16 protein-coding genes and 1 tRNA gene are annotated in these 18,027 nt (G+C 64.2%); 7 read left to right on the top strand and 10 right to left on the bottom strand.

Annotated features, from left to right (window positions below; genetic code table 11):
- The first annotated feature begins 10 nt into the window (after nt 1–10).
- On the top strand, nt 11–778 hold the full coding sequence (locus JJE66_RS05940; RefSeq protein WP_200513154.1) for a hypothetical protein: 768 nt from the start codon (nt 11–13) through the stop codon (nt 776–778).
- 60 nt (nt 779–838) lie between these two features.
- On the opposite strand, the gene JJE66_RS05935 is transcribed toward JJE66_RS05940, so the two are convergent.
- On the bottom strand, nt 839–1,609 hold the full coding sequence (locus JJE66_RS05935) for an alpha/beta fold hydrolase (protein WP_200513153.1): 771 nt from the start codon (nt 1,607–1,609) through the stop codon (nt 839–841).
- A 150-nt stretch (nt 1,610–1,759) separates the two neighbouring features.
- A complete protein-coding gene (locus JJE66_RS05930) occupies nt 1,760–2,221 on the bottom strand; it encodes an Hsp20 family protein (RefSeq protein WP_200513152.1) in 462 nt (153 codons plus the stop codon).
- Nucleotides 2,222–2,443: 222 nt separating this feature from the next.
- Here JJE66_RS05930 and JJE66_RS05925 point away from each other — a divergent pair, with 222 nt between their 5' ends.
- The gene (locus JJE66_RS05925; RefSeq protein WP_200513151.1) at nt 2,444–3,391 is read left to right on the top strand and encodes an alpha/beta fold hydrolase; all 948 of its coding nucleotides are present in this window, start codon (nt 2,444–2,446) and stop codon (nt 3,389–3,391) included.
- A 57-nt stretch (nt 3,392–3,448) separates the two neighbouring features.
- On the opposite strand, the gene JJE66_RS05920 is transcribed toward JJE66_RS05925, so the two are convergent.
- Together JJE66_RS05920 and JJE66_RS05915 are read right to left on the bottom strand one after the other, a co-directional pair.
- On the bottom strand, nt 3,449–6,253 hold the full coding sequence (locus tag JJE66_RS05920; RefSeq protein WP_200513150.1) for a di-heme-cytochrome C peroxidase: 2,805 nt from the start codon (nt 6,251–6,253) through the stop codon (nt 3,449–3,451).
- A 199-nt stretch (nt 6,254–6,452) separates the two neighbouring features.
- The gene (locus tag JJE66_RS05915) at nt 6,453–8,243 is read right to left on the bottom strand and encodes an adenylate/guanylate cyclase domain-containing protein (RefSeq protein WP_200513149.1); all 1,791 of its coding nucleotides are present in this window, start codon (nt 8,241–8,243) and stop codon (nt 6,453–6,455) included.
- 220 nt (nt 8,244–8,463) lie between these two features.
- Between JJE66_RS05915 and JJE66_RS05910 the strand changes: the two genes are divergently transcribed.
- Nucleotides 8,464–9,096 carry a LysE family translocator gene (locus JJE66_RS05910; RefSeq protein ID WP_200513148.1) on the top strand — a complete coding sequence of 211 codons (633 nt, stop codon included), beginning with the start codon at nt 8,464–8,466 and terminating at the stop codon, nt 9,094–9,096.
- Nucleotides 9,097–9,257: 161 nt separating this feature from the next.
- On the opposite strand, the gene JJE66_RS05905 is transcribed toward JJE66_RS05910, so the two are convergent.
- The gene (locus JJE66_RS05905; RefSeq protein ID WP_200513147.1) at nt 9,258–10,010 is read right to left on the bottom strand and encodes a sulfite exporter TauE/SafE family protein; all 753 of its coding nucleotides are present in this window, start codon (nt 10,008–10,010) and stop codon (nt 9,258–9,260) included.
- A 152-nt stretch (nt 10,011–10,162) separates the two neighbouring features.
- On the opposite strand from JJE66_RS05905, the gene JJE66_RS05900 reads away from it, so the two are divergent.
- A complete protein-coding gene (locus tag JJE66_RS05900; RefSeq protein ID WP_200513146.1) occupies nt 10,163–11,053 on the top strand; it encodes a LysR substrate-binding domain-containing protein in 891 nt (296 codons plus the stop codon).
- Nucleotides 11,054–11,067: 14 nt separating this feature from the next.
- Here JJE66_RS05900 and JJE66_RS05895 read toward each other — a convergent pair whose 3' ends face one another.
- The 3 genes from JJE66_RS05895 to JJE66_RS05885 form a co-directional block, all read right to left on the bottom strand.
- Entirely contained in the window at nt 11,068–12,033 is a 966-nt protein-coding gene (locus tag JJE66_RS05895) for a tripartite tricarboxylate transporter substrate binding protein (RefSeq protein ID WP_200513145.1), read from the bottom strand.
- Between the two features lie 77 nt (nt 12,034–12,110).
- Nucleotides 12,111–12,893: a histidinol-phosphatase gene (hisN, locus tag JJE66_RS05890; RefSeq protein ID WP_200513144.1), complete on the bottom strand. Its 783-nt coding sequence runs from the start codon at nt 12,891–12,893 to the stop codon at nt 12,111–12,113.
- Nucleotides 12,894–13,423: 530 nt separating this feature from the next.
- Nucleotides 13,424–14,314 carry an N-formylglutamate amidohydrolase gene (locus JJE66_RS05885; RefSeq protein WP_200513143.1) on the bottom strand — a complete coding sequence of 297 codons (891 nt, stop codon included), beginning with the start codon at nt 14,312–14,314 and terminating at the stop codon, nt 13,424–13,426.
- Nucleotides 14,315–14,698: 384 nt separating this feature from the next.
- On the opposite strand from JJE66_RS05885, the gene cpdR reads away from it, so the two are divergent.
- From cpdR to JJE66_RS05870, 3 genes are all read left to right on the top strand, one after another.
- Nucleotides 14,699–15,058, top strand: coding sequence for a cell cycle two-component system response regulator CpdR (cpdR, locus tag JJE66_RS05880; RefSeq protein WP_007597092.1), 360 nt, complete (start codon nt 14,699–14,701; stop codon nt 15,056–15,058).
- A 74-nt stretch (nt 15,059–15,132) separates the two neighbouring features.
- Nucleotides 15,133–15,207: transfer RNA gene (locus tag JJE66_RS05875), tRNA-Val, on the top strand.
- Nucleotides 15,208–15,657: 450 nt separating this feature from the next.
- Complete coding sequence (locus JJE66_RS05870) at nt 15,658–15,795, top strand: hypothetical protein (RefSeq protein WP_200513142.1); 138 nt, start codon at nt 15,658–15,660, stop codon at nt 15,793–15,795.
- Nucleotides 15,796–15,955: 160 nt separating this feature from the next.
- Here JJE66_RS05870 and JJE66_RS05865 read toward each other — a convergent pair whose 3' ends face one another.
- Together JJE66_RS05865 and JJE66_RS05860 are read right to left on the bottom strand one after the other, a co-directional pair.
- Nucleotides 15,956–16,540: a hypothetical protein gene (locus tag JJE66_RS05865; protein WP_200513141.1), complete on the bottom strand. Its 585-nt coding sequence runs from the start codon at nt 16,538–16,540 to the stop codon at nt 15,956–15,958.
- Between the two features lie 679 nt (nt 16,541–17,219).
- Nucleotides 17,220–18,026, bottom strand: a complete 807-nt coding sequence (locus JJE66_RS05860; protein WP_200513140.1) for a shikimate dehydrogenase — start codon at nt 18,024–18,026, stop codon at nt 17,220–17,222.
- Between the last annotated feature and the right edge of the window lies 1 nt (nt 18,027).

Below are 18,027 nucleotides of genomic sequence, written 5' to 3'. Positions count from 1 at the left end.
CGTGTCGACCATGAAGTTTTTCACAGGATGTGTGGCCGCCGCCGCGCTGGCGCTGGTGGCAAATGCCGCGGAGGCGCAGGTGCTGGCGAACGGAGCGGCGCGCGGGCCCTATGTCGCGGTCTCCGATATCGACGGGCCATATGGGCCGCCGGAAGTTCCCCCGGGACCGCCGCCGCGTTACGGCTATGGATATGGCTATGAGCGCGGCCCTGCGCCGTCCCTGCTGCCGGCAACGGAGGTCTATTCGGTGCTGCGCGAAAACGGCTTCTCGCCGCTTGGCATCCCGCGTTTGCGCGGCGCCGTCTACACCATCGCTGTGATCGACCGCCGCGGTGACGACGGCCGGCTCGTGATCGACGCCCGCGACGGCCAGATCATCCGCTTCATGCCGGCCGCCGATGCCTATGGCATGGCGCCGGCCTATGAGGAGCGCGCGGTCGCACCTTACGGCCCGCAAAGCGCACTGCCGCCACCGACTGTGGTCCGCGGTGGCCCGCCGCGCCCGCCGGCCTCAATCCCGCATGTCGCCAGCCGCACCGTCCCTCTGCCCAAGGCCGCCCCGCCACGCGCCGAAACGCCAATGGCGGTCGCCAAGGCCGCCGAGCAAAGGACACAGCAGACCCAAGCACCGCAGGCTCAGCCCGCACAACAGACGGCCGCCGTGCAGGCCAAGCCCGCCGAGGCGCCGCAAGCCGCCGCTCCGGTCGTCGGCCAGGCGAAGCCTCCAGCGACGATCCTGCCGACGCAAGAGATGCCGGCGGCGCAGGGGCTGGACTAGGCCTGAGCAAACAAAAGCGCCCGAGGACCTCGGGCGCTTTTGGATCACGGTGACTGTGCTTCAGCTCCGCGGATACCCCGCCGCCTCCAGGATCAAATTCGCCACTTCTTTCGGATGCGACACCAACGAGAGGTGGCCGGCGTCGAGTTCGATCGTGGTCGCGTTCATGCGCTTGGCGAGGAAGCGTTCGAAATCGGGATTGATGGTGCCGTCGTTCTTCGACACCGCGTACCAGCTCGGCTTCGTGTGCCAGGCGGCCTCAGTGGTGCGACCGGCGAAGATCGAAGCGGCCGTGGGCCATTGCACGGCATAGAGCTCCTTTGCACGTTCCGGCGCGACGCCGTTGGCAAAGTATTTCAGGAACGAGCCTTCCGAGAGCTTGGTGATGCCGTCATGCTCAACGATGCCGGCGCGAACCGGGCCCGTCGGAAATTGCTTCGACAGCGCGACAAAATCCTCGTTTGCATCGGGCGCACGGGCGGCGACATAGACGAGACCGGTGACCTTCGGATCGGTGCCGACCTGGCTGATCACGGTGCCGCCCCAGGAATGCGCGACCAGAACGGTCGGACCATCCTGCTCGGCCAGTACACGCTTGGTCGCCTCGACCGACTCGGCGAGCGATCCCAACGGATTCTGCACGGCGGTGACGTTGAGCCCGGCGGCCTGGAGGATCGGGATCACCTCCGACCAGCTCGACCCGTCGGCCCAGGCGCCGTGCACCAGCACGATGTTCTTGGCCTTCACGGTATGCGGCGTCTGCGCATGAGCGAGGCCGATGGGGGCCGCCAGCACGCTCGCGGCGACGAAAAGGCTGCGCCAGAAAGTCATGATCGTTCTCCGTTTATTGTGGGTTCGATGCCTAAAGGACGGAGCAAAAGGTGGCGGCGTTACGCGGCTTCACTGCTCTGTGATGCGGTGCAACAAAAAACGCCCCGGGGGCACCGGGGCGTTCTCGTAACTTGGTGGCTGTCGATGTGCTTAGGCGGCGACCGAGCTCTCGATCACCTGCGCCTTCGACGCGCCTGTGCTGATCGCGATGTGGCGCGGCTTCTTGGCCTCGGGAATCTCGCGCACGAGGTCGACGTGAAGCAGCCCGTTCTCGATCGAAGCGTCCTTCACCTGCACGAAGTCGGCAAGCTGGAAGGCGCGCTCGAAGGCACGCGCCGCGATGCCGCGGTAGAGCACTTCGGCCTTCGAGTTCTCGTTGGCGACTTTCTCGCCCTTGATCGTCAGCGTGTTTTCCTTCGCGACGATGGAGAGTTCGTCCTTGGCAAAGCCCGAGACCGCAACGGTGATGCGGTAGGCGTTCTCGCCGGTGCGCTCGATGTTGTAGGGGGGATAACCGGGGCTGCCATCGGAGCCTGCCTGGTCAAGCAGGTTGAAGAGGCGGTCGAAGCCGACGGTGGAACGATAGAACGGGGTGAGGTCGTAGGTACGCATGGTCAAGTCCTCCATTGAGCGACTGTTTTCGGTAACCCGCCCGCCAACCGGGCCGGGCCTTAGTCTGTGTGCAGCCTGATGTTCCGGTTCCGAAACACTGGTAGCGGCCTGCACCATGGTGATATGGGTTCAAGGGAACGGCGTTCAAGAGGGCGGTAGCAGCGCCTTTTCGGCGCTCCCGCCCCTTGATTTGCAGCACTTGGCGCCCAAGCACGTCCCATCATGACGCTGGTCTCGATTCCGTCCAATCCCGTGCCCGAAGACGTCGTCAGCGGCACCATCAAGACGCCCGACGGCGTCGAGTTGCGCTTCGCGCGCTGGGCGCCGCCGGCGAACCGCAAGGGCACCGTCTGCGTCTTCACCGGGCGCAGCGAACAGATCGAGAAATATTTCGAGACTGTGCGCGACCTGCGCGACCGCGGCTTTGCCGTGGCGATGTTCGACTGGCGCGGGCAGGGCCATTCCTCGCGCCGCCTGCGCGATCCGCGCAAGGGCTACGTGCGCAACTTCGCCGACTACGAGATCGACGTCGAGACCTTCGTGCAGCAGGTGGTGCTGCCGGATTGCCCGCCGCCGTTCTTCGCGCTGGCTCATTCCATGGGCGGCGCGGTGCTGCTGCGGCTGGCGCATGCGCAAAAGCGCTGGTTCGACCGCATGGTGCTGTCCGCGCCGATGATCGACCTGCCCGGTCGCGCCACCTCGTTTCCGGTGCGGGCGCTGTTGAAGACGATGCGGATGCTGGGGCGGGGCGGCGGTTACGTTCCCGGCGGCAGCGACCGCCTCACCGGGCTGTCTCCCTTCATCAACAACCCCCTGACCAGCGATCCCGTGCGCTATGCGCGCAACGCCGCGATCCTGGAGGAAGACCCGACGCTCGGCCTGGCGTCACCCACAGTCGCCTGGGCCGATACCGCGTTCGCGGCGATGAAGACCTTCAAAGGCATGAACTACCCGTCCGAGATCCGCCAGCCGATCCTGATGCTGGCCGCCTCCAACGACACGGTCGTTTCCACTGCCGCGATCGAGGAATTCGCCTACCATTTGCGCGCCGGCTCCCATCTCGTGATCGCCGGCTCGAAGCACGAGATCCTGCAGGAGCAGGACCGCTACCGCTCCCAGTTCTGGGCGGCGTTTGACGCGTTCGTGCCGGGTACGCCGCTGTTCAAGTGAGGGAGCTGCGACGGTGCGCTCCGTCTCCCCGCAAGCGGGGCGAGGTAAGAAGACGAACTACAGCGTCTTCAGATACTCGATCAGATCGTAGCGCTCTTGCTCTTTGAGCACGCGGCCGATGGTGCCGTCCTTGCCGGGGCCTAGCGTGCCATCGAACGAATGGCCGGCATTGCTGTTGCCGACGATCTCGGTGCCGTCAGGGGCTCGCGTCGAAAAGCGCGACTGTCCGGTCTTGCAGCTCTCGCCGTCGGCGACCGCAAAGCCGACCTGCTTCGGATCGTAGTCGCGATCACCACCCATGCAGAACGATTTGGGGCGCTCGGCCGCGGGGCTCAGCATCCACCAGAGCGAGGGCACCGAGCCGTTGTGCAGGTAAGGCGCGGTGGCCCAGACGCCGTTGAGCGGGCGGGCGCGATACCAGGGTGGCGGCTCCTTCTTGTCGGCCGGCTGCGGACCGGGATTCGGGCAGTTCTGGCGGTCACCCCACCAGGCCTTCTGAACCTTCGGGTCGATCTTTGCATCGTCCATCGCTTTGCGGCTGACGATGTCGACGAGCACCATCAGGCCGACGGAGTACGGCATGTCGGTTGAAGCGATATCCGGCAGATTGCAGCTCCACCAGGCATTGAGTTTCTGCGTGGGATCGAGCTTGAGAAAGCCCGGCACCTGAACGGTCCGCGTCGCCAGCACGCTGGCCTGAGCGGGGTCGGTCCCCATGCCTTTGACGCTCTTCTGGACCTCGTTCAGGAATTCGTCGTTGCCGATGGTCTCCCAGCGCGACGAGGACCAGATGCTCTGGTCCGGAAACTCGGCGTCGAATACGGGATCGTTGACCGGCCCGAGATGGCATTCGACGCAGATCTCCGAATAGAGCTTGCGGCCGCGTTTGACGCGGTCACCATCGATCGTCCACGCACCGTCGCCGAAGATGTCCGACGGCCATTTCGGCGACGTCAGTCCGGAGAGCTGCTTTTTCGGATGGGGCGCCGACCCCGCCAGCAGTTCTTCGATCCAGTTCAGATTCTTGATGTCCATCGACGAGCGGAACAGCGCGTCCTTGCGGGTGCTGTCGGACAAATTGAGCAGCGCAGTCACGCCCAGCGCTTCGCCGGCGTTGCGGATCAGCGGTTGCTCGATCGATGCGTCATATTGCGCGAATTTGAGCCAGGGCACGGTCCAGATCGGCGGGAAGCTGACCGGCGCATCCCTCGCGTGCAGATTCTTCTCGAAGCCGCTGAGGCCGCTGAGCGTCATGTCTTGAGCGAAGACCTGATTGCCGATGCGGTTGAGTGCGTCGAGACGGCCGTATCCTTCCTCGGTGTCCTGCTGTGGCTCATTCTGTTTCGTTTTCTCGTTGAGCCTCGTCTTGCCTGCGATGGTCTTGTCGTAAGTCGTTTCCCAGTCTTTCAGGAATGTGCCGATCGCGCTCAGCTTCTGTTTCAGCGCATCGCGGTCCGCATCGCTGGCGGAGGCGCCAAGCACGCGGTCGGCGAAGCGGGTGAAGCGACCCGGCACGATGAGCGTGTAGGCGATCGACAGGCCGGTCGTGATCTCGAGCTTCCTGAGATCGGTCATCGCCGGGCCGCCATCGAAGCGGATGTCGATGCCCTTGTAGTGGATCTGGCCGGTGTGGCAGGCGGCGCAGGTCAGGCCGATCCGGTCCTCGCCGACCTTGCCGGTCGCGGGATCGGCCACGCCGGTCATGCGCGCAAAGCCGACGGGCAGGCCGTCGACGTTTTCAGCCTGGGCGCCCCAATTGACCGGTGGATCCCAAAGCCGCGCCGGCACCGGCTTCGTTTTGTCGTAGACGTTGGCATATCCGAACCGGCGCAGCGTGGCGTCGTCGGTCTTGATCGTCTGCGGGCTGGGGATGAAGCCGAAGCGCTGCAAATGGTCGCTGTCATGCAGCATCCCGGGCTTTGCAAAAAAATGTAGCCGCGGCTGCTCCAGCGCCATGAACCAGCTATAGGGCACCGGGAATGTCGCGGTGCCCTGGCTGGCGTGATGAAACCAGTGCCGGTCCTCCAGCGCCCAGTTTTGCTCGAGCCAGTACGCGGCCCGGGGTTCGGCAAGCTTCGGCAATGGCGGGGCCACGAACTGGCCGATGACATGGGGCAGCAGGGGCTGGAATTGATCCGGAAAGCGCAGCGCGACGATGACAATGATGAGGAGCGCGGCGACCAGTCCGCCGGCCGCGCGCAAGATCAGCGAGGGCGGGGTGACCGGCTGGCTGACCATCCGCTGGGTGATCCTGTCCGGGAATTTGCGCTCGTTGAACAATGTCCTCACCTCGGCCACGCTGAGATAGCGGTCATCACCCCGACCCTTGCCCATGATCTTGAGCAGCACCGGCCATTCGAACTTCATCAGGATCGGGTAATACCAGCGCGACTGATTGCCGGCGCGCTTGAGATTGTCGGCCATGAAGGTCTGGATTTGCGAGGCGTTGAGCCCGGTCTCGGTGCCGCCATCGGGATCGGCATGGGTGCCGCCGAAACCGGCGAGCCGCGCGATCTCGCCCTCGTTGACGCGCCCGTCGATGCCGAGGATGCGCGAGCCGGCACCGAGCTTGTCGAGCGGGCCGCCGCGAAGCGAATTGAGCTGCGCGCCCCAGAAGATGCTTTGCAGGATGTGACAGGCGCCATTGGCGATCAGCGCGACGCCGCGGACCTGGATGCGCGCCAGCGTCTTTTTTGCTCCAGTCTCGCCGCTTGCATTCGCGATGGTCTGCGACAGCGACCGGAGCGGCACCGTTCCGCCATCGACGAAGCCTTCGCCGACGAGGCCGCGGAGGAATGGGCAGGGATTGTTCGGCGAGACCGCGATTGAGGGATCGAATGGCTTCTTGCGGGAGTCATCCATCGGCAAATTCCTGAAACAAACGAATCGCGAAAAGCGGCCGCGCCGATACAGCGCGGAAAGTCCTAACAAACAGACAGCGGACGCAGTGTAGCTATACTACTTCTGAGTGTAACGAAGTGTGGCCGAATTCACCCTTGTGTCAATAACGCGGGGGATGAGGTCGCAGCGCGCGCACAAAGCGACCCTCAGGATCGGGCCGTCAGGATTCGGCGGCGCGTCTGACGTCGCTCTGGACCAAGGTGAGCTTGCTGGCCGGGACGCCCGCCTTCAGCAGCCCTTCGCGATAATGTGCGATGTCCTCGAGCCGCTTCCAGTGAAAATTCCGCAAGTGACGGTCGACATTCAGGGTCGGGTAGTTGCCCATCAGCACGCCGGTGGCTTCGCTCGCCTCGCCGGTCCGCCCCAACTGCGCGAGTGCCGCGGCGCGGATCGCGAGTGCCTGCATGTGGTTCGGGTTGACGTAGAGCTGCTCGCGGGCCCACGACAGCGTCGCGTCATACTGGCCGACGAGATAGTGGCTGAAGGCGTTCAGCGCCGCCCATTGATAACGCGGGTCGCTGTTGTCGCGCTGTGCGGCCATCGAGAACAGCTCGATCGCCTGACGGTGCTCGCCGATGACGAAATGGCAGATGCCGAGCACGCCGCGCGCACCCATGTCGTAGGGGTTGAGGGCAACGGCGCGCTTGGCGGCGTCCATCGCCGCCTCGTCGTGGCCTTCCATTGCGTGCGCCCAGGACAGGATCGAAAACGCAAAGGAGGAGCGCGGGTCGAGGCGGACGCTGGTTTCGGCAAGCCGCATCGCCTCGCTCCACATCTCGCGCGTGCCTTTGACCCAGCCGAACTGGATGCTCTGGATCTGGATCGTGGCGAGATAGGCATGCGCGATCGACAGTTTGGGATCGAGCGCGATCGCCTCCCGGAACAGGTCGACGGCCGTGCTCAGATCCTCCTTGGTCTGCCGGTAATAATGCGACAGGCCTTTCAGGAAGCGGTCCCACGCCGTGACGTCCGTGGTCGGGCGTGCGGGCGCGGATGCCTCGGCCCGGACGATCTCGGTGGCGATGGCCGCGGACAGATTGGTGGTGATCTCGTCCTGCATCGCGAACAGGTCGCCGATGTCGCGGTCGTAGCGGCCGGTCCAGAGCTGCTCGCCGGTCTCCGGCGCGATCAGCTCGGCGGTGACGCGGATCTTGGCGCCGGCGCGCCGCACCGAACCCTGGATCAGATAGCTGGCGTCGATCTCGCGCGCGATCACGCGGGTGCTCGCGTTCTTGCCCTTGTAGGTGAAAGTCGAGTTGCGGCTCAGCACGCGGTAGAAGGATTGCAGCGACAGCGCGTGGATCAGATCCTCGGTCAGGCCATCGGAGAAATATTCATCCTGGGCGTCGCTGAGATTGGCAAACGGCAGCACGCCGACGATCGCGGTGCGGTATTGCTGCGCCAGGGCCGGGACATCCATAACCTGCGCGGCCTGCGCACCCTCCGGCGACCAGGTGAAGACCCCGACCGGATCCTTGATGTTCTTGAAGCGGTGATTGCCGCCATCGACCAGCGGCACAGTGAGGTGCTTGCTCGCTTCCTTGTAGGCCTTGGTCGAGATCGCGAACCCGCCGGGGCTCGCCACCGATTCGAGGCGGACGGCGATGTTGACGTCGTCACCGAACACCTCGCCCTCGTCGGCGATGACGTCACCCATATGGATGCCGAGGCGGAACTGCATGGCGCGGTCGGCGGGCAGATGGTGATTGCGCTCCGCCATCAGCACCTGCATCGCGATCGCGGCCTCGGTGGCACCGACGATAGAGGGGAATTCGAGCAGGAAGCCGTCGCCGGTGTTTTTGACGACGCGGCCGCCATGATTGAGGATGATCGGGTTGATCGCGCTGCGATGGGCCTTGAAGGCGGCGTGGGTGCCGGCCTCGTCACTGCCCATCATCCGCGAATAGCCGGCGACATCGGCGCAGACAATGGCGGCCAGACGTCTTTCCATATCCTCGGAGCTCCAAGGGAAAGGGACAGCCACCGCATGGCAGCAGCCCGCGAATCCCGCATTTCAAGAACGAGGTCTTTATAGAGCAGATGATGCCGAGTGAAAGTATGATCCGCATTGCAAATTCGAGGCAAATCCCACGCAATTCCGGCGGTGGACGGCGGGGTACTGACCGATTAAGCCCTTGAGACCGCCCCGCTGGGCGGCGGGAGCCTCTCACATGTTGGGCATTCACGAAATCTGGCTCTTCATCCTCTCGGGCGTGCTGCTCAACATCACGCCGGGGCCGGATACGGTCTATGTCATCGGCCGCAGCATGCAGATGGGCTGGCGCGGCGGGGCGGCGGCCGCCTTCGGCATCAGTTGCGGCTGCTTTTTCCATGTCGCGGGCGCGGCGATCGGCCTTTCGGCGCTTTTGATGGCCTCGTCCACCGCCTTCTCGATCCTGAAGCTGGTTGGCGCCGCCTATCTCGTCCTGACCGGCCTTCAGATGCTGTGGTCGCGGCCGCGGCTTGCGGCGGTCAAGGACGAGGTCGAGCGGAGCTCGCTGCGGCGGGTCTTCCTCCAGGGTGTCTTCACCAACGCGCTCAATCCCAAGGTCGCGCTGTTCTTCCTGGCCTTCCTGCCGCAATTCGTCGCAGCCGATGCGGCTCACAAGCCGCTTGCCTTCCTGACGCTGGGCCTGATCTTCATCTGCACGGGAACGCTGTGGTGCCTGGTGCTGGCGGCGTTCGCGGCGAGGGCCGCCAACCGCTTGCGGACCTCGGAGGGCGTGGTCGCCTGGGTCAACCGTGCCCTGGGCGGCCTCTTCATTTATCTCGGCATCCGCGTCGCCATGCTGGAGACGCGCTAGGTGAGGGCTGCGTAGGTGGGTTAGCCCTGCGGCTGCGCGAAGCGCAGTCCGCTGGCGTAACCCACCATGCTTCGGCGATCGCGGAACGAAGTGGTGGGTTACGCCGAGCAGATGCGCTTTGCGCATCTGCAGGGCTAACCCACCCTACGATCCCACTGCTTTTAAACCAGCTCCTTCAGCAGCGCGCTGCCGGCGAGATAAACCCCGAGCAGGATCATCGCGACCAGGAACCAGCGGCGGAACGCTTCCGCTGGCATTTTTGCCCGCACCGACTGTCCCACGAACATGCCGGCAAAGGCCATCGCCATGGCGACGGCGCCCGGCACGGCATTGGCTGGCGTCAGCAGGCCGTCGGCGGTGAGATTGAAGGCAAGCGCCAGCGTTGCGGTGGTGAAGAACACGCCGAGCGCCTGCACCAGCTCGTCCTTCTCCATGCCGATCGCCTGCATGAACGGCATCGAGGGGATCACCTGCACGCCTGTCGAGGCCGAGATCACGCCAGTGATCACGCCGACCACGCCGCCAACCCATTTCTCGTTCCGCGGCGCGACGTGGAACTTGAACTTGCTGAGGCCGATGATGGCGTAGATCACCAAGAGGATGCCGAGCACCACGGTGCCGTAGCGGGCATAGGGGCCCGTCAACGCGCCGGCATTGAGCCAGCATCCGATCACGGTGCCGATCATCAGCGGCCACAACCGCTTGAGGATGTCGCGCAAATGGGGGCCAACAAAAGTCTGCCAGATGTTGGTGACGATGGCGGGCACGATCACGATCGCGATCGCGCGGCTGGGCGCCATGTTCACCGCGAGCAGGCCCATGGACACGGTCGGCAGGCCGAGCCCGACGACACCCTTGACGAAGCCGGCGACCAAAAAGACGGCGGCGACGAGGATGAGAAGCGGGTCAATCATGCGGGCCACATTGACCGAAGCCGCGCTCCGGCACAATCTGGAGGTTACGGAGACAGCCTTCGTCCATGACGAAGGCTAGAGCATGATGCGGAAAGTGCGCAGCGGTTTTCCGAAAAGATCATGCTCAAACAATAAGTTTGGAGGAAACCTGCGTGCGCTTCGACCTCGTCGATCTCCAGCTCTTCATCGCGGTCGCCGACCGCCGCAGCATCACCCGCGGCGCGGAACGGTCGCATTTGGCGCTGGCCTCCGCCAGCGCGCGGATCAAGGGCCTCGAGGATGCGCTCGGTGTCGCCCTGCTCAAGCGCGGGCGCCGTGGCGTCGAGCTGACTGCGGCGGGCGAAAGCCTGCTTGACCATGCACGGCTGGTGATCCATCAGGTTGACGCCATGCGCGGCGATCTCGCCGGCTTTGCCAGCGGCGTGCGCGCCAGCGTGCACTTCCTTGCCAACACCTCGGGCTTGTCTGAGCATCTGCCGAAAGCGCTCGCCGGGTTCCTGCGCGAGCATCGCGACGTCGCCATCGACATCGAGGAGCGCGAGAGCACCGACATCGCGGCGGCGATCACCGCCGGCGCGGCCGATCTCGGCTTCGCCGCCGAGCATGCGCTGCCCGACCATATCGAGCGCTTTGTGTTCAGCGAGGACCGCTTGACGCTGGTGACGTCCAGGCGAGGCCCGTTTGCCGGCCGCCGCCAGATCGACTTTCAGGAGGCGGGCGATTGCGAGTTCGTCGGGCTGACCAGCGCCACCGCGCTTCAAATGCATATTTCAAAGCACGCCGCCCGTCTCGGCATGCGCCCGCATTTCCGTGCGCGGTTGCGCGATTTCGATGCGATCTGCCAGTTGGTCTCAGCCGATGTCGGCGTTGCGCTGGTCCCCGAAGCCGCTGCCCGCCGCTGCGCCAAGCTGATGCCGCTCGCCATGGTGCGCCTGCGCGATGCCTGGGCCAACCGCCGCCTCGTGATCTGCGCGCGAAATTTCAAGACGCTGCCGCGGCCGGCCAAGATGCTGGTGGAGCATCTGCGGGCGGCGGCGGTGTGAGGGAAGGGGGAGAGCTACTTCGCCGTCTCCACGCCGGCGTCCTTGATCACCTTCGCCCACTTCTTGGTCTCGTCCTCAATGAATGCGCGAAAATGCTCCGGCTCGTCCCCGATCAGCGTCGCGCCTTGGGCCGCGAGCTTCTCCTTCACCGCGGGGTCCGCCATGGCCTTTGTCGCGAGATCATGCAGCGCAGTGACTATCTCCTTCGGCGTGCCCTTGGGCGCGATCATGCCGTACCAGTTCTCGATGCGCAGATCGGGAAAGCCCGCTTCCTTCGTGGTCGGCACGTCGGGGGCGGTCGGGGCGCGTTCCACCGAGCCGACCGCGATCGGCTTCAGGGCGCCGGCCTTCACCTGCGGCAGCAGCACCGGGAGATCGAGGAACGTCATCTGCACCTGCTGGCCCAGGAGGTCGTTCACCGCGGGCGCGGCGCCGCGATAGGGCACGTGCACGATGTCAATCTTGGCCGTCAGCTTGAGCAATTCGCCGGCGAGATGCGGCAGGCTGCCAGGGCCGGAGGAGGCGAAGTTGAGTTTTCCGGGCTGCGCTTTCGCAAGCGCAATCAGCTCGCCGATGTCCTTGGCCGGCACGTTGGCGGCCACGACCAGCATTTCCGGCACGGTCGCCACCAGCGTCACCGGCGTCAGATCATTCAGCGTGTCGTAGGCGACCCTCTCCATGCTCGGGCTGATCGCGAGCGCGCCGGCAGAGGAAATCGCGATGGTGTAGCCGTCGGGCGCACTCTTGGCGACGGCGTCGGTGCCGAGCACGCCGCCCTGGCCGCCGCGATTGTCGATCAGGACCGGCTGTCCTGCCAGTTCCGACATGCGCTGGCCGACGACGCGGGCGATGATGTCGTTGGGGCCGCCGGCCGGGAACGGCACGATCAGCTTGATCGGCTTGGCCGGGAAATTCTGCGCGGAGGCGATGGTGGGAAACAGAAGTAGGTTTGCGAGGAAGAGCTTACGCCAGTTTTTCATACAAGCTCCCTGAAGCATGATCCGGAAAAGTGTGCAGCGGTTTTCCGATAGGATCATGCGCGAACAAATAAGTCGGCCTATCCGTTGAGCAGTTTCAGTGCTTCTTCGTGAACTCTTGCGTCGCCGGCCGCGACGATACGGCCGCCGCCCTGGGCCGGCTTGCCTTCCCAGGTCGTGACGACGCCGCCGGCGCCGGTCACGATCGGGATCAGCGCTGCGATGTCGTAAGGCTTCAGCTCGGTCTCGACCACGAGATCGACATGGCCGGCCGCCAGCATGCAATAGGAGTAGCAGTCGCCGCCGTAGCGCGACAGCCGCGCACCCTTTTCGATGCGGCCGAAAATGGCGCGATCGTGCTCGTTCATCAGCAGCGGGCTGGTGGTGTAGGTGGTTGCTTCCGACAGCGAGGCGCAGCGGCGGACCTGGAGCCGGCGCTCGCCGGAGGGACCTTTATAGTTGGCCGAGCCGTTGTCGCCGGAGAAGCGCTCGCCGATGAAGGGCTGGTGCATCATGCCGTACACCGGCGCGCCCTTGTGCAGGAGCGCGATCAGCGTGCCCCAGATCGGAAAGCCGCCGATGAAGGATTTCGTGCCGTCGATGGGATCGAGCACCCAGACATAATCTGAGTCCTCACGCTCATTGCCGAATTCCTCGCCGACGATGCCGTGCTGGGGGAAGTTGGCCTTGATCAGCCGCCGCATCACGGCCTCCGCGGCGCGGTCGGCTTCAGTGACGGGATCGAAATCCTTGGTCTTGCTCTTGTCGTCGATCGACAGCGAGGTACGGAAGAACGGCAGGATTGTTTCGCCGGAGGCAGTGGCGAGCCGTCCGATGAAGGCGGAGAAATCGATCACCGTCACGGCGTATCCTCAAAACGAAAGTCGGGTGAAGCTCACATCTGCCTAGCTCAAATCGCCTCACGCGTGCAGCGCTGTGTTGGATTTGCGCCCTGGTATTTTGCATGCGGATGCCGGCTGCCTCATCCAAGCCATATGCTGGCCAAATATCGATCATTGAGTTGAATACTTAGTTCCGAGGATGCCTCGTTGGTATGCAAATGACTATCAACCCATTGAATTTCCTTATCAAAGAAACTGAATCTGGGTTTCTCTATAAGCAAATGAGCCATGTGCGTTTTGCATGGGAAACGGCTCAAAAGCCCTTGCACTTTGTGCGGCGCGGCCGCATATTGTTGCGGTGCGGTAGCGCTTCTCGCGTTACCGCTGCCCTCCTTGGGCGTTTCCTCCCTAGACTTGGGCCGCTTCTTCATCAGAAGCGGCCCTTTTTTCTTATGTCGCCTGTTTTCAGTTTTGCGCGCGATACGTCGCGAAGCGAAAACGCATTCGCGCCAATCGCAGACGACGCGATCGTTCGAAGAAAAAGCTTTCGTCTATTCCGCCGCAGCCTGGAACGGGCCGAGATCGCCGAACGGGATCGTGGTCGCCAGCACGTCGGCGAGGATGCCGAAGTCGCTTGCCACTTGCGCAAAGCGTGGGCCGCGCTCGCGCCGCCGTTCGTCCATGTAGATCGCGCGGTTGAGCTCGAGCTGGACCGCGTGCAGGCCGCTCGCCGGGTTACCGTAATGTTCGGTGATGAAACCGCCGGCGTAGGGCTTGTTGCGGCCGACCGAATAGCCGAGCGCGGTCATGGTTTCCTCGACCCTGTCAGGGAGGAGCGGTGTGCAGCTCGTGCCGTAGCGGTCGCCGATCACGATGTCCGGCCGGCGCGGCTCGTCGCGCGAGACCCCGACCGATGGCATCGAATGGCAGTCGACCAGCACCACGGTGCCGAACATCTGGTGCACCTTGTTGATCAGCCGGCGCAGCGCGCGATGATAGGGCTTGTACAGCGTCTCGATCCGCGCCAGCGCGTCGTCGACCAGGATGCGGTCGCGGTAGATCTCCTGGCCGTCACCGACCACGCGCGGAATGGTACCAAGGCCACCCGCGACCCGCATTGAGCGGGTGTTGGCAAAGCTCGGCAGCCGGCCGGTGAACATGCGGGGGTCGAGCTCATAGGGCTCGCGGTTGACGTCGACATAGGAGCGGGGAAAGTTGACCCGCACGGTCGGAAAGCCGCGTTCGCTCAAATGGCCGATCAGCTCGTCCATGAAGGAATCTTCCGACCGCCGCAGTTGCGGCAGGTCGATCCGCGAGGCGCTCAGGAATTCGTCCGGATAGGTCGAGCCGGAATGGGGCGAGTTGAAGATAACAGGCGCGCGCCACTCGGCGGGCTCCACGATCTCGAAGGCTGGCGACATGGCGCCGTCAAACCGGGTCATCTTCTCAGGCTTCGTCCCATCTTCTCAGGCTTCGTCCCATTACGCCCCGAGATCCGGCGCCGCGAGATCCAGAAAGGGTCCGGCAAAAGCCCGTGCCGATTGATTCGGCCGATCGAGCGGCTCTTATGTGTCGTCATTGTCCGGAATCGCAACCATTCTGCCAAGCGAAAAAGTGCGATCGTCGCTGGAACATGTCTTAACCCTGCGGGCATCGAGATGGGGACCGGTCCGCGTGACTTGATTGATTCGAGCCGCGTTCGGGTTCACAAGGGGACCGCGCCGGTCGGGCGAGGGTAAAGATTTTCACCCGAAATTTACCCTCTGTCGGGCTTAGTGACCTCTGCTGATGCCTTGTGACTGCCTTGGGGATTCGACGTTCCAGCCATGCCAAAAATCCTGCTCGCCGAAGACGACAACGACATGCGCCGTTTCCTGGTCAAGGCGCTGGAAAACGCCGGTTTTCAGGTTTCGTCCCATGACAACGGCATGGCCGCCTATCAGCGGTTGCGCGAGGAGCCGTTCGAGATGCTGCTCACCGACATCGTGATGCCGGAGATGGACGGTATCGAGCTCGCCCGCCGGGCCTCGGAACTCGATCCCGACATCAAGATCATGTTCATCACGGGCTTCGCCGCGGTCGCCCTGAACTCGGATTCGGACGCTCCCAAGAACGCCAAGGTGCTGTCGAAGCCCGTTCACCTGCGCGAATTGGTAAGCGAAGTGAACAAGATGCTGGCTGCCTAAATCGGCCCCCATCCGTCCTTGCACCGGCTCTCCTGAGCCGTTATAGGGACCCGACCCGATCTAGACGACATCTAGGGCGCGTAGCTCAGCGGGAGAGCACTACCTTGACATGGTAGGGGTCACAGGTTCGATCCCTGTCGCGCCCACCATCCTTCGGTCGCGAAGCGAGTGAAGGATGCGCTCCATCCTGACTACGCTTCTCCATAGTGCCACTCACGTCAGCGGCAACAAATGCTCCGGGATCGGCACGGGGGCTGCTGGCACACAGCGAGGCGACAGAGACGTGCGGCCAGGTCAGGCCGTTGAAATCCAGCATCACCTTCTGCGAATACTGGATCTGTGTCGTCGCCACCCGGACCCGGCCGCCGGCAAAACCCTTGTTGGGCACGAACGGAAGCGTGGCGACGAAGCTCGGCACCAGCGGCACCGCGCCACTCTGCAACGGCTGAAGGATGATCGGAGGCTCCCCGGTCGCGATGCGCGGCACGTCGATGTCGTAGATCACCGTCTCGATCCAGAACACGGCATCCATCTGGAACGCGTTGGAGTTGGAGCCTGCACCGCCCGGTGGCGGAGCGGGCACGCCCTGGAGGAACGCGATGTTTGCGGTGCCGCCGGCGAAGTTCGGCGCCTTCGGATGCGGCCCGGCGGCAGGCACGGCCGGCAAGGGTCCGCCGGAGAGCGGCGAGCCGGGCTTGGTCGAGGTCTCGATGATGATGGTCTGGCTGATGGTCTGATGCGCGATCTGGTTGCGAAGCACCGTGTTCGGATCGGTGATCATGGCCTGGGTCAGCTTGCCGGAAGCGATCAGCGCGGTCAGATCCTGCGGCAGCCTGCGTGTCGTCTTGTTGGCAGCGGTCTGGTTCTGGAAGGTGAATTTGTTGGCCGGATTGCCGTTCAGGAACGGCGTGATGTCGACCGCCGCGATGGTCGGTTTGCCGGGGACGGGCGGCAGCGCGGTGCCTTGCGCCGTGATCGTCGTGCCATGCGGGATCGAGGCCATGCGCGCGGATTGGTGGAGGCCGGCACCGCCAGCCAGATGCCCGGCTCGAAGTGAATGCCGACCGGCGTCCCCGTGGTGACGTCGTTGATGGTCTGGAGATACGGCACGCCATTGAGGAACGCGTCCGCCTGCGGCCCCGAGCCGCGATTGGGGATCGAGCCGAGATTGTTCGAGAACGACATCGTCTCGTCGGTGAGGTTCAGCTCCAGCACGTTGTCGGCTGGGTCGGTGGTGTTGATCGGACCCGGCAGCTGTGTCGGCGTCGCCGCGCTGTCGGGACGGAAGATCGTGTTGAATCCCTGTCCGGTGAATGTGCCGGCGAAGGCCGACAGCGGCCCGAGCGTGGGCGGCAGGGTGAGCGGCACGGCAGTCGGGACGGCCGCGGCATGCGCGGCGGCCCTGAACACGCTGTCGACCTGGTGGATGGAGAAGTTCGCGGTCTTGTTGAAAGCGCTGGAGAGCGGCTTGGGTTCGTCCACGGGGCGTTCCTTTCGATGGCTGCAAGCGCAATCGTCGATGCCGGCGCTGTTCCGGGCCGGCACTCCGGGCTGATCAAATGCATGTCCCCGTCAGGCCGTGCCGGGCGCAATCGCGCGAACGCGCGAGGCGACCGTCGCATCGCCCGGTTCGGCGAGTCGTCGGAATTTTCGAATCCGATCGCGATCTCTTAAGTGGTCTTCTTGGCCCGTCGTCCGTCGCAGAGGGGCGTCCGCCTCACTCCGCGCGAAACGACGCTCTCAAGGGGCAGCACTTGGGATGAGGAGCAAATCTGCGATCGATGCGCGACGGCAAAAGGCGAGCACCGAGGATTGAGCAAAGCATTGCCTACTCCAACTCTGTGTTCGAGAATGAAATGATCGAAATATGAAGACGGGTCGTACGCCCCGTCCGCCTTGGTTACATCGCCGACACGATACAACTTAAGCGGTGCTTCAAGTGTGTTCCAGTTCACAAGGCGAAAGAGTCGCAGTGCATGGCGGTACGCAAGAAAATCCCCGGCGCGGAGGCGTGGTAGCCGCTAGCCGGTCAGGCCTCGCTGTCGCTCCATATTCCGTCATTGCGAGCGTAGCGAAGCAATCCAGAAATCTCGCCGCAGAGAGATTCTGGATTGCTTCGTCGCAAGAGCTCCTCGCAATGACAACGTGGGAGCACTCAGGATCACGGGGCTGAGACCGACGTCGTCGCATTCCAAAACGCCGTTTGCAGCGGCAGCTGATGCCGGATCATCGCGACACCATCGAGGACCTTCAAGCCGCGCGCGGCGCAGGCTTCCATGAAGCCGGTGCGCCGGGCGGCGATGATGTCGAACATCGCGCAATCCTTCGGCAGCTTCTTCGGATCCATCGGCAGTGCATCTGTCGCATGCAGGCCGAGCGATGTCGCATTCACGCAGAGGCCGGCATCGTCGAAGCGCTCATCCAGGCTGATGTCGAGATCCGGAAATTGCCCGCGCAGCTTGGCGCTGAGCGCCTCGACCGGGCCAGGCACCTCGTTGAGGATGCGCAGGCGCCTCACACCGGCCGCGGCCAGCGCGTGGCAGATCGCGCGGCCGGCGCCACCGGCGCCGATCACGACGGCGCGGCGCTCGGGATCGAAGATGCCGGCCTCGCGCGCGGCGTTCAGGAAGCCGCCGCCGTCGAAGGACTCACCGACGAGTTTTCCATCGGTCTCGATCCGGATGGTATTGACCACGCCCTCGAACTTCGCGGCAGGCCCGACCGCGTCGCAGAGCTCGAACGCAGCCGGCTTGTGCGGCATGGTCAGGTTGAAGCCAGCCGTGCTCGGCGACTTCGCCAGCGCGCGGATCGTCTCGGCGAGATTGTCAGGATGCACGTCCATCGCCACCATGTGCCAGTTCAGGCCCTGCTCCCAAAAATAGGGTGTGTAGTAGCGGGGGGCAGCGACATGGCCGGCGGGATGGGCGAAGATGAAGACGGTGCGCGCTGCGCCGGCGGGAAGCCCCATG

The organism is Bradyrhizobium diazoefficiens (genome assembly GCF_016612535.1).
Lineage (GTDB): Bacteria > Pseudomonadota > Alphaproteobacteria > Rhizobiales > Xanthobacteraceae > Bradyrhizobium > Bradyrhizobium diazoefficiens_C.
The sequence above is the reverse complement of the archived record's forward strand: the minus strand, read 5'-3'. Positions and strand labels throughout refer to the sequence as shown.

Coding starts and splice junctions, on each gene's coding strand:
- JJE66_RS05905 (WP_200513147.1), bottom strand. CDS start 10,010: ATGATTGACCCGCTTCTCATCCTCGTCGCCGCCGTCTTTTTGGTCGCC.
- JJE66_RS05885 (WP_200513143.1), bottom strand. CDS start 14,314: ATGACCCGGTTTGACGGCGCCATGTCGCCAGCCTTCGAGATCGTGGAG.
- JJE66_RS05925 (WP_200513151.1), top strand. CDS start 2,444: ATGACGCTGGTCTCGATTCCGTCCAATCCCGTGCCCGAAGACGTCGTC.
- JJE66_RS05895 (WP_200513145.1), bottom strand. CDS start 12,033: ATGAAAAACTGGCGTAAGCTCTTCCTCGCAAACCTACTTCTGTTTCCC.
- JJE66_RS05915 (WP_200513149.1), bottom strand. CDS start 8,243: ATGGAAAGACGTCTGGCCGCCATTGTCTGCGCCGATGTCGCCGGCTAT.
- JJE66_RS05935 (WP_200513153.1), bottom strand. CDS start 1,609: ATGACTTTCTGGCGCAGCCTTTTCGTCGCCGCGAGCGTGCTGGCGGCC.
- JJE66_RS05870 (WP_200513142.1), top strand. CDS start 15,658: ATGTTTGCGGTGCCGCCGGCGAAGTTCGGCGCCTTCGGATGCGGCCCG.
- cpdR (WP_007597092.1), top strand. CDS start 14,699: ATGCCAAAAATCCTGCTCGCCGAAGACGACAACGACATGCGCCGTTTC.
- JJE66_RS05930 (WP_200513152.1), bottom strand. CDS start 2,221: ATGCGTACCTACGACCTCACCCCGTTCTATCGTTCCACCGTCGGCTTC.
- JJE66_RS05860 (WP_200513140.1), bottom strand. CDS start 18,026: ATGGGGCTTCCCGCCGGCGCAGCGCGCACCGTCTTCATCTTCGCCCAT.
- JJE66_RS05910 (WP_200513148.1), top strand. CDS start 8,464: ATGTTGGGCATTCACGAAATCTGGCTCTTCATCCTCTCGGGCGTGCTG.
- JJE66_RS05920 (WP_200513150.1), bottom strand. CDS start 6,253: ATGGATGACTCCCGCAAGAAGCCATTCGATCCCTCAATCGCGGTCTCG.
- JJE66_RS05940 (WP_200513154.1), top strand. CDS start 11: ATGAAGTTTTTCACAGGATGTGTGGCCGCCGCCGCGCTGGCGCTGGTG.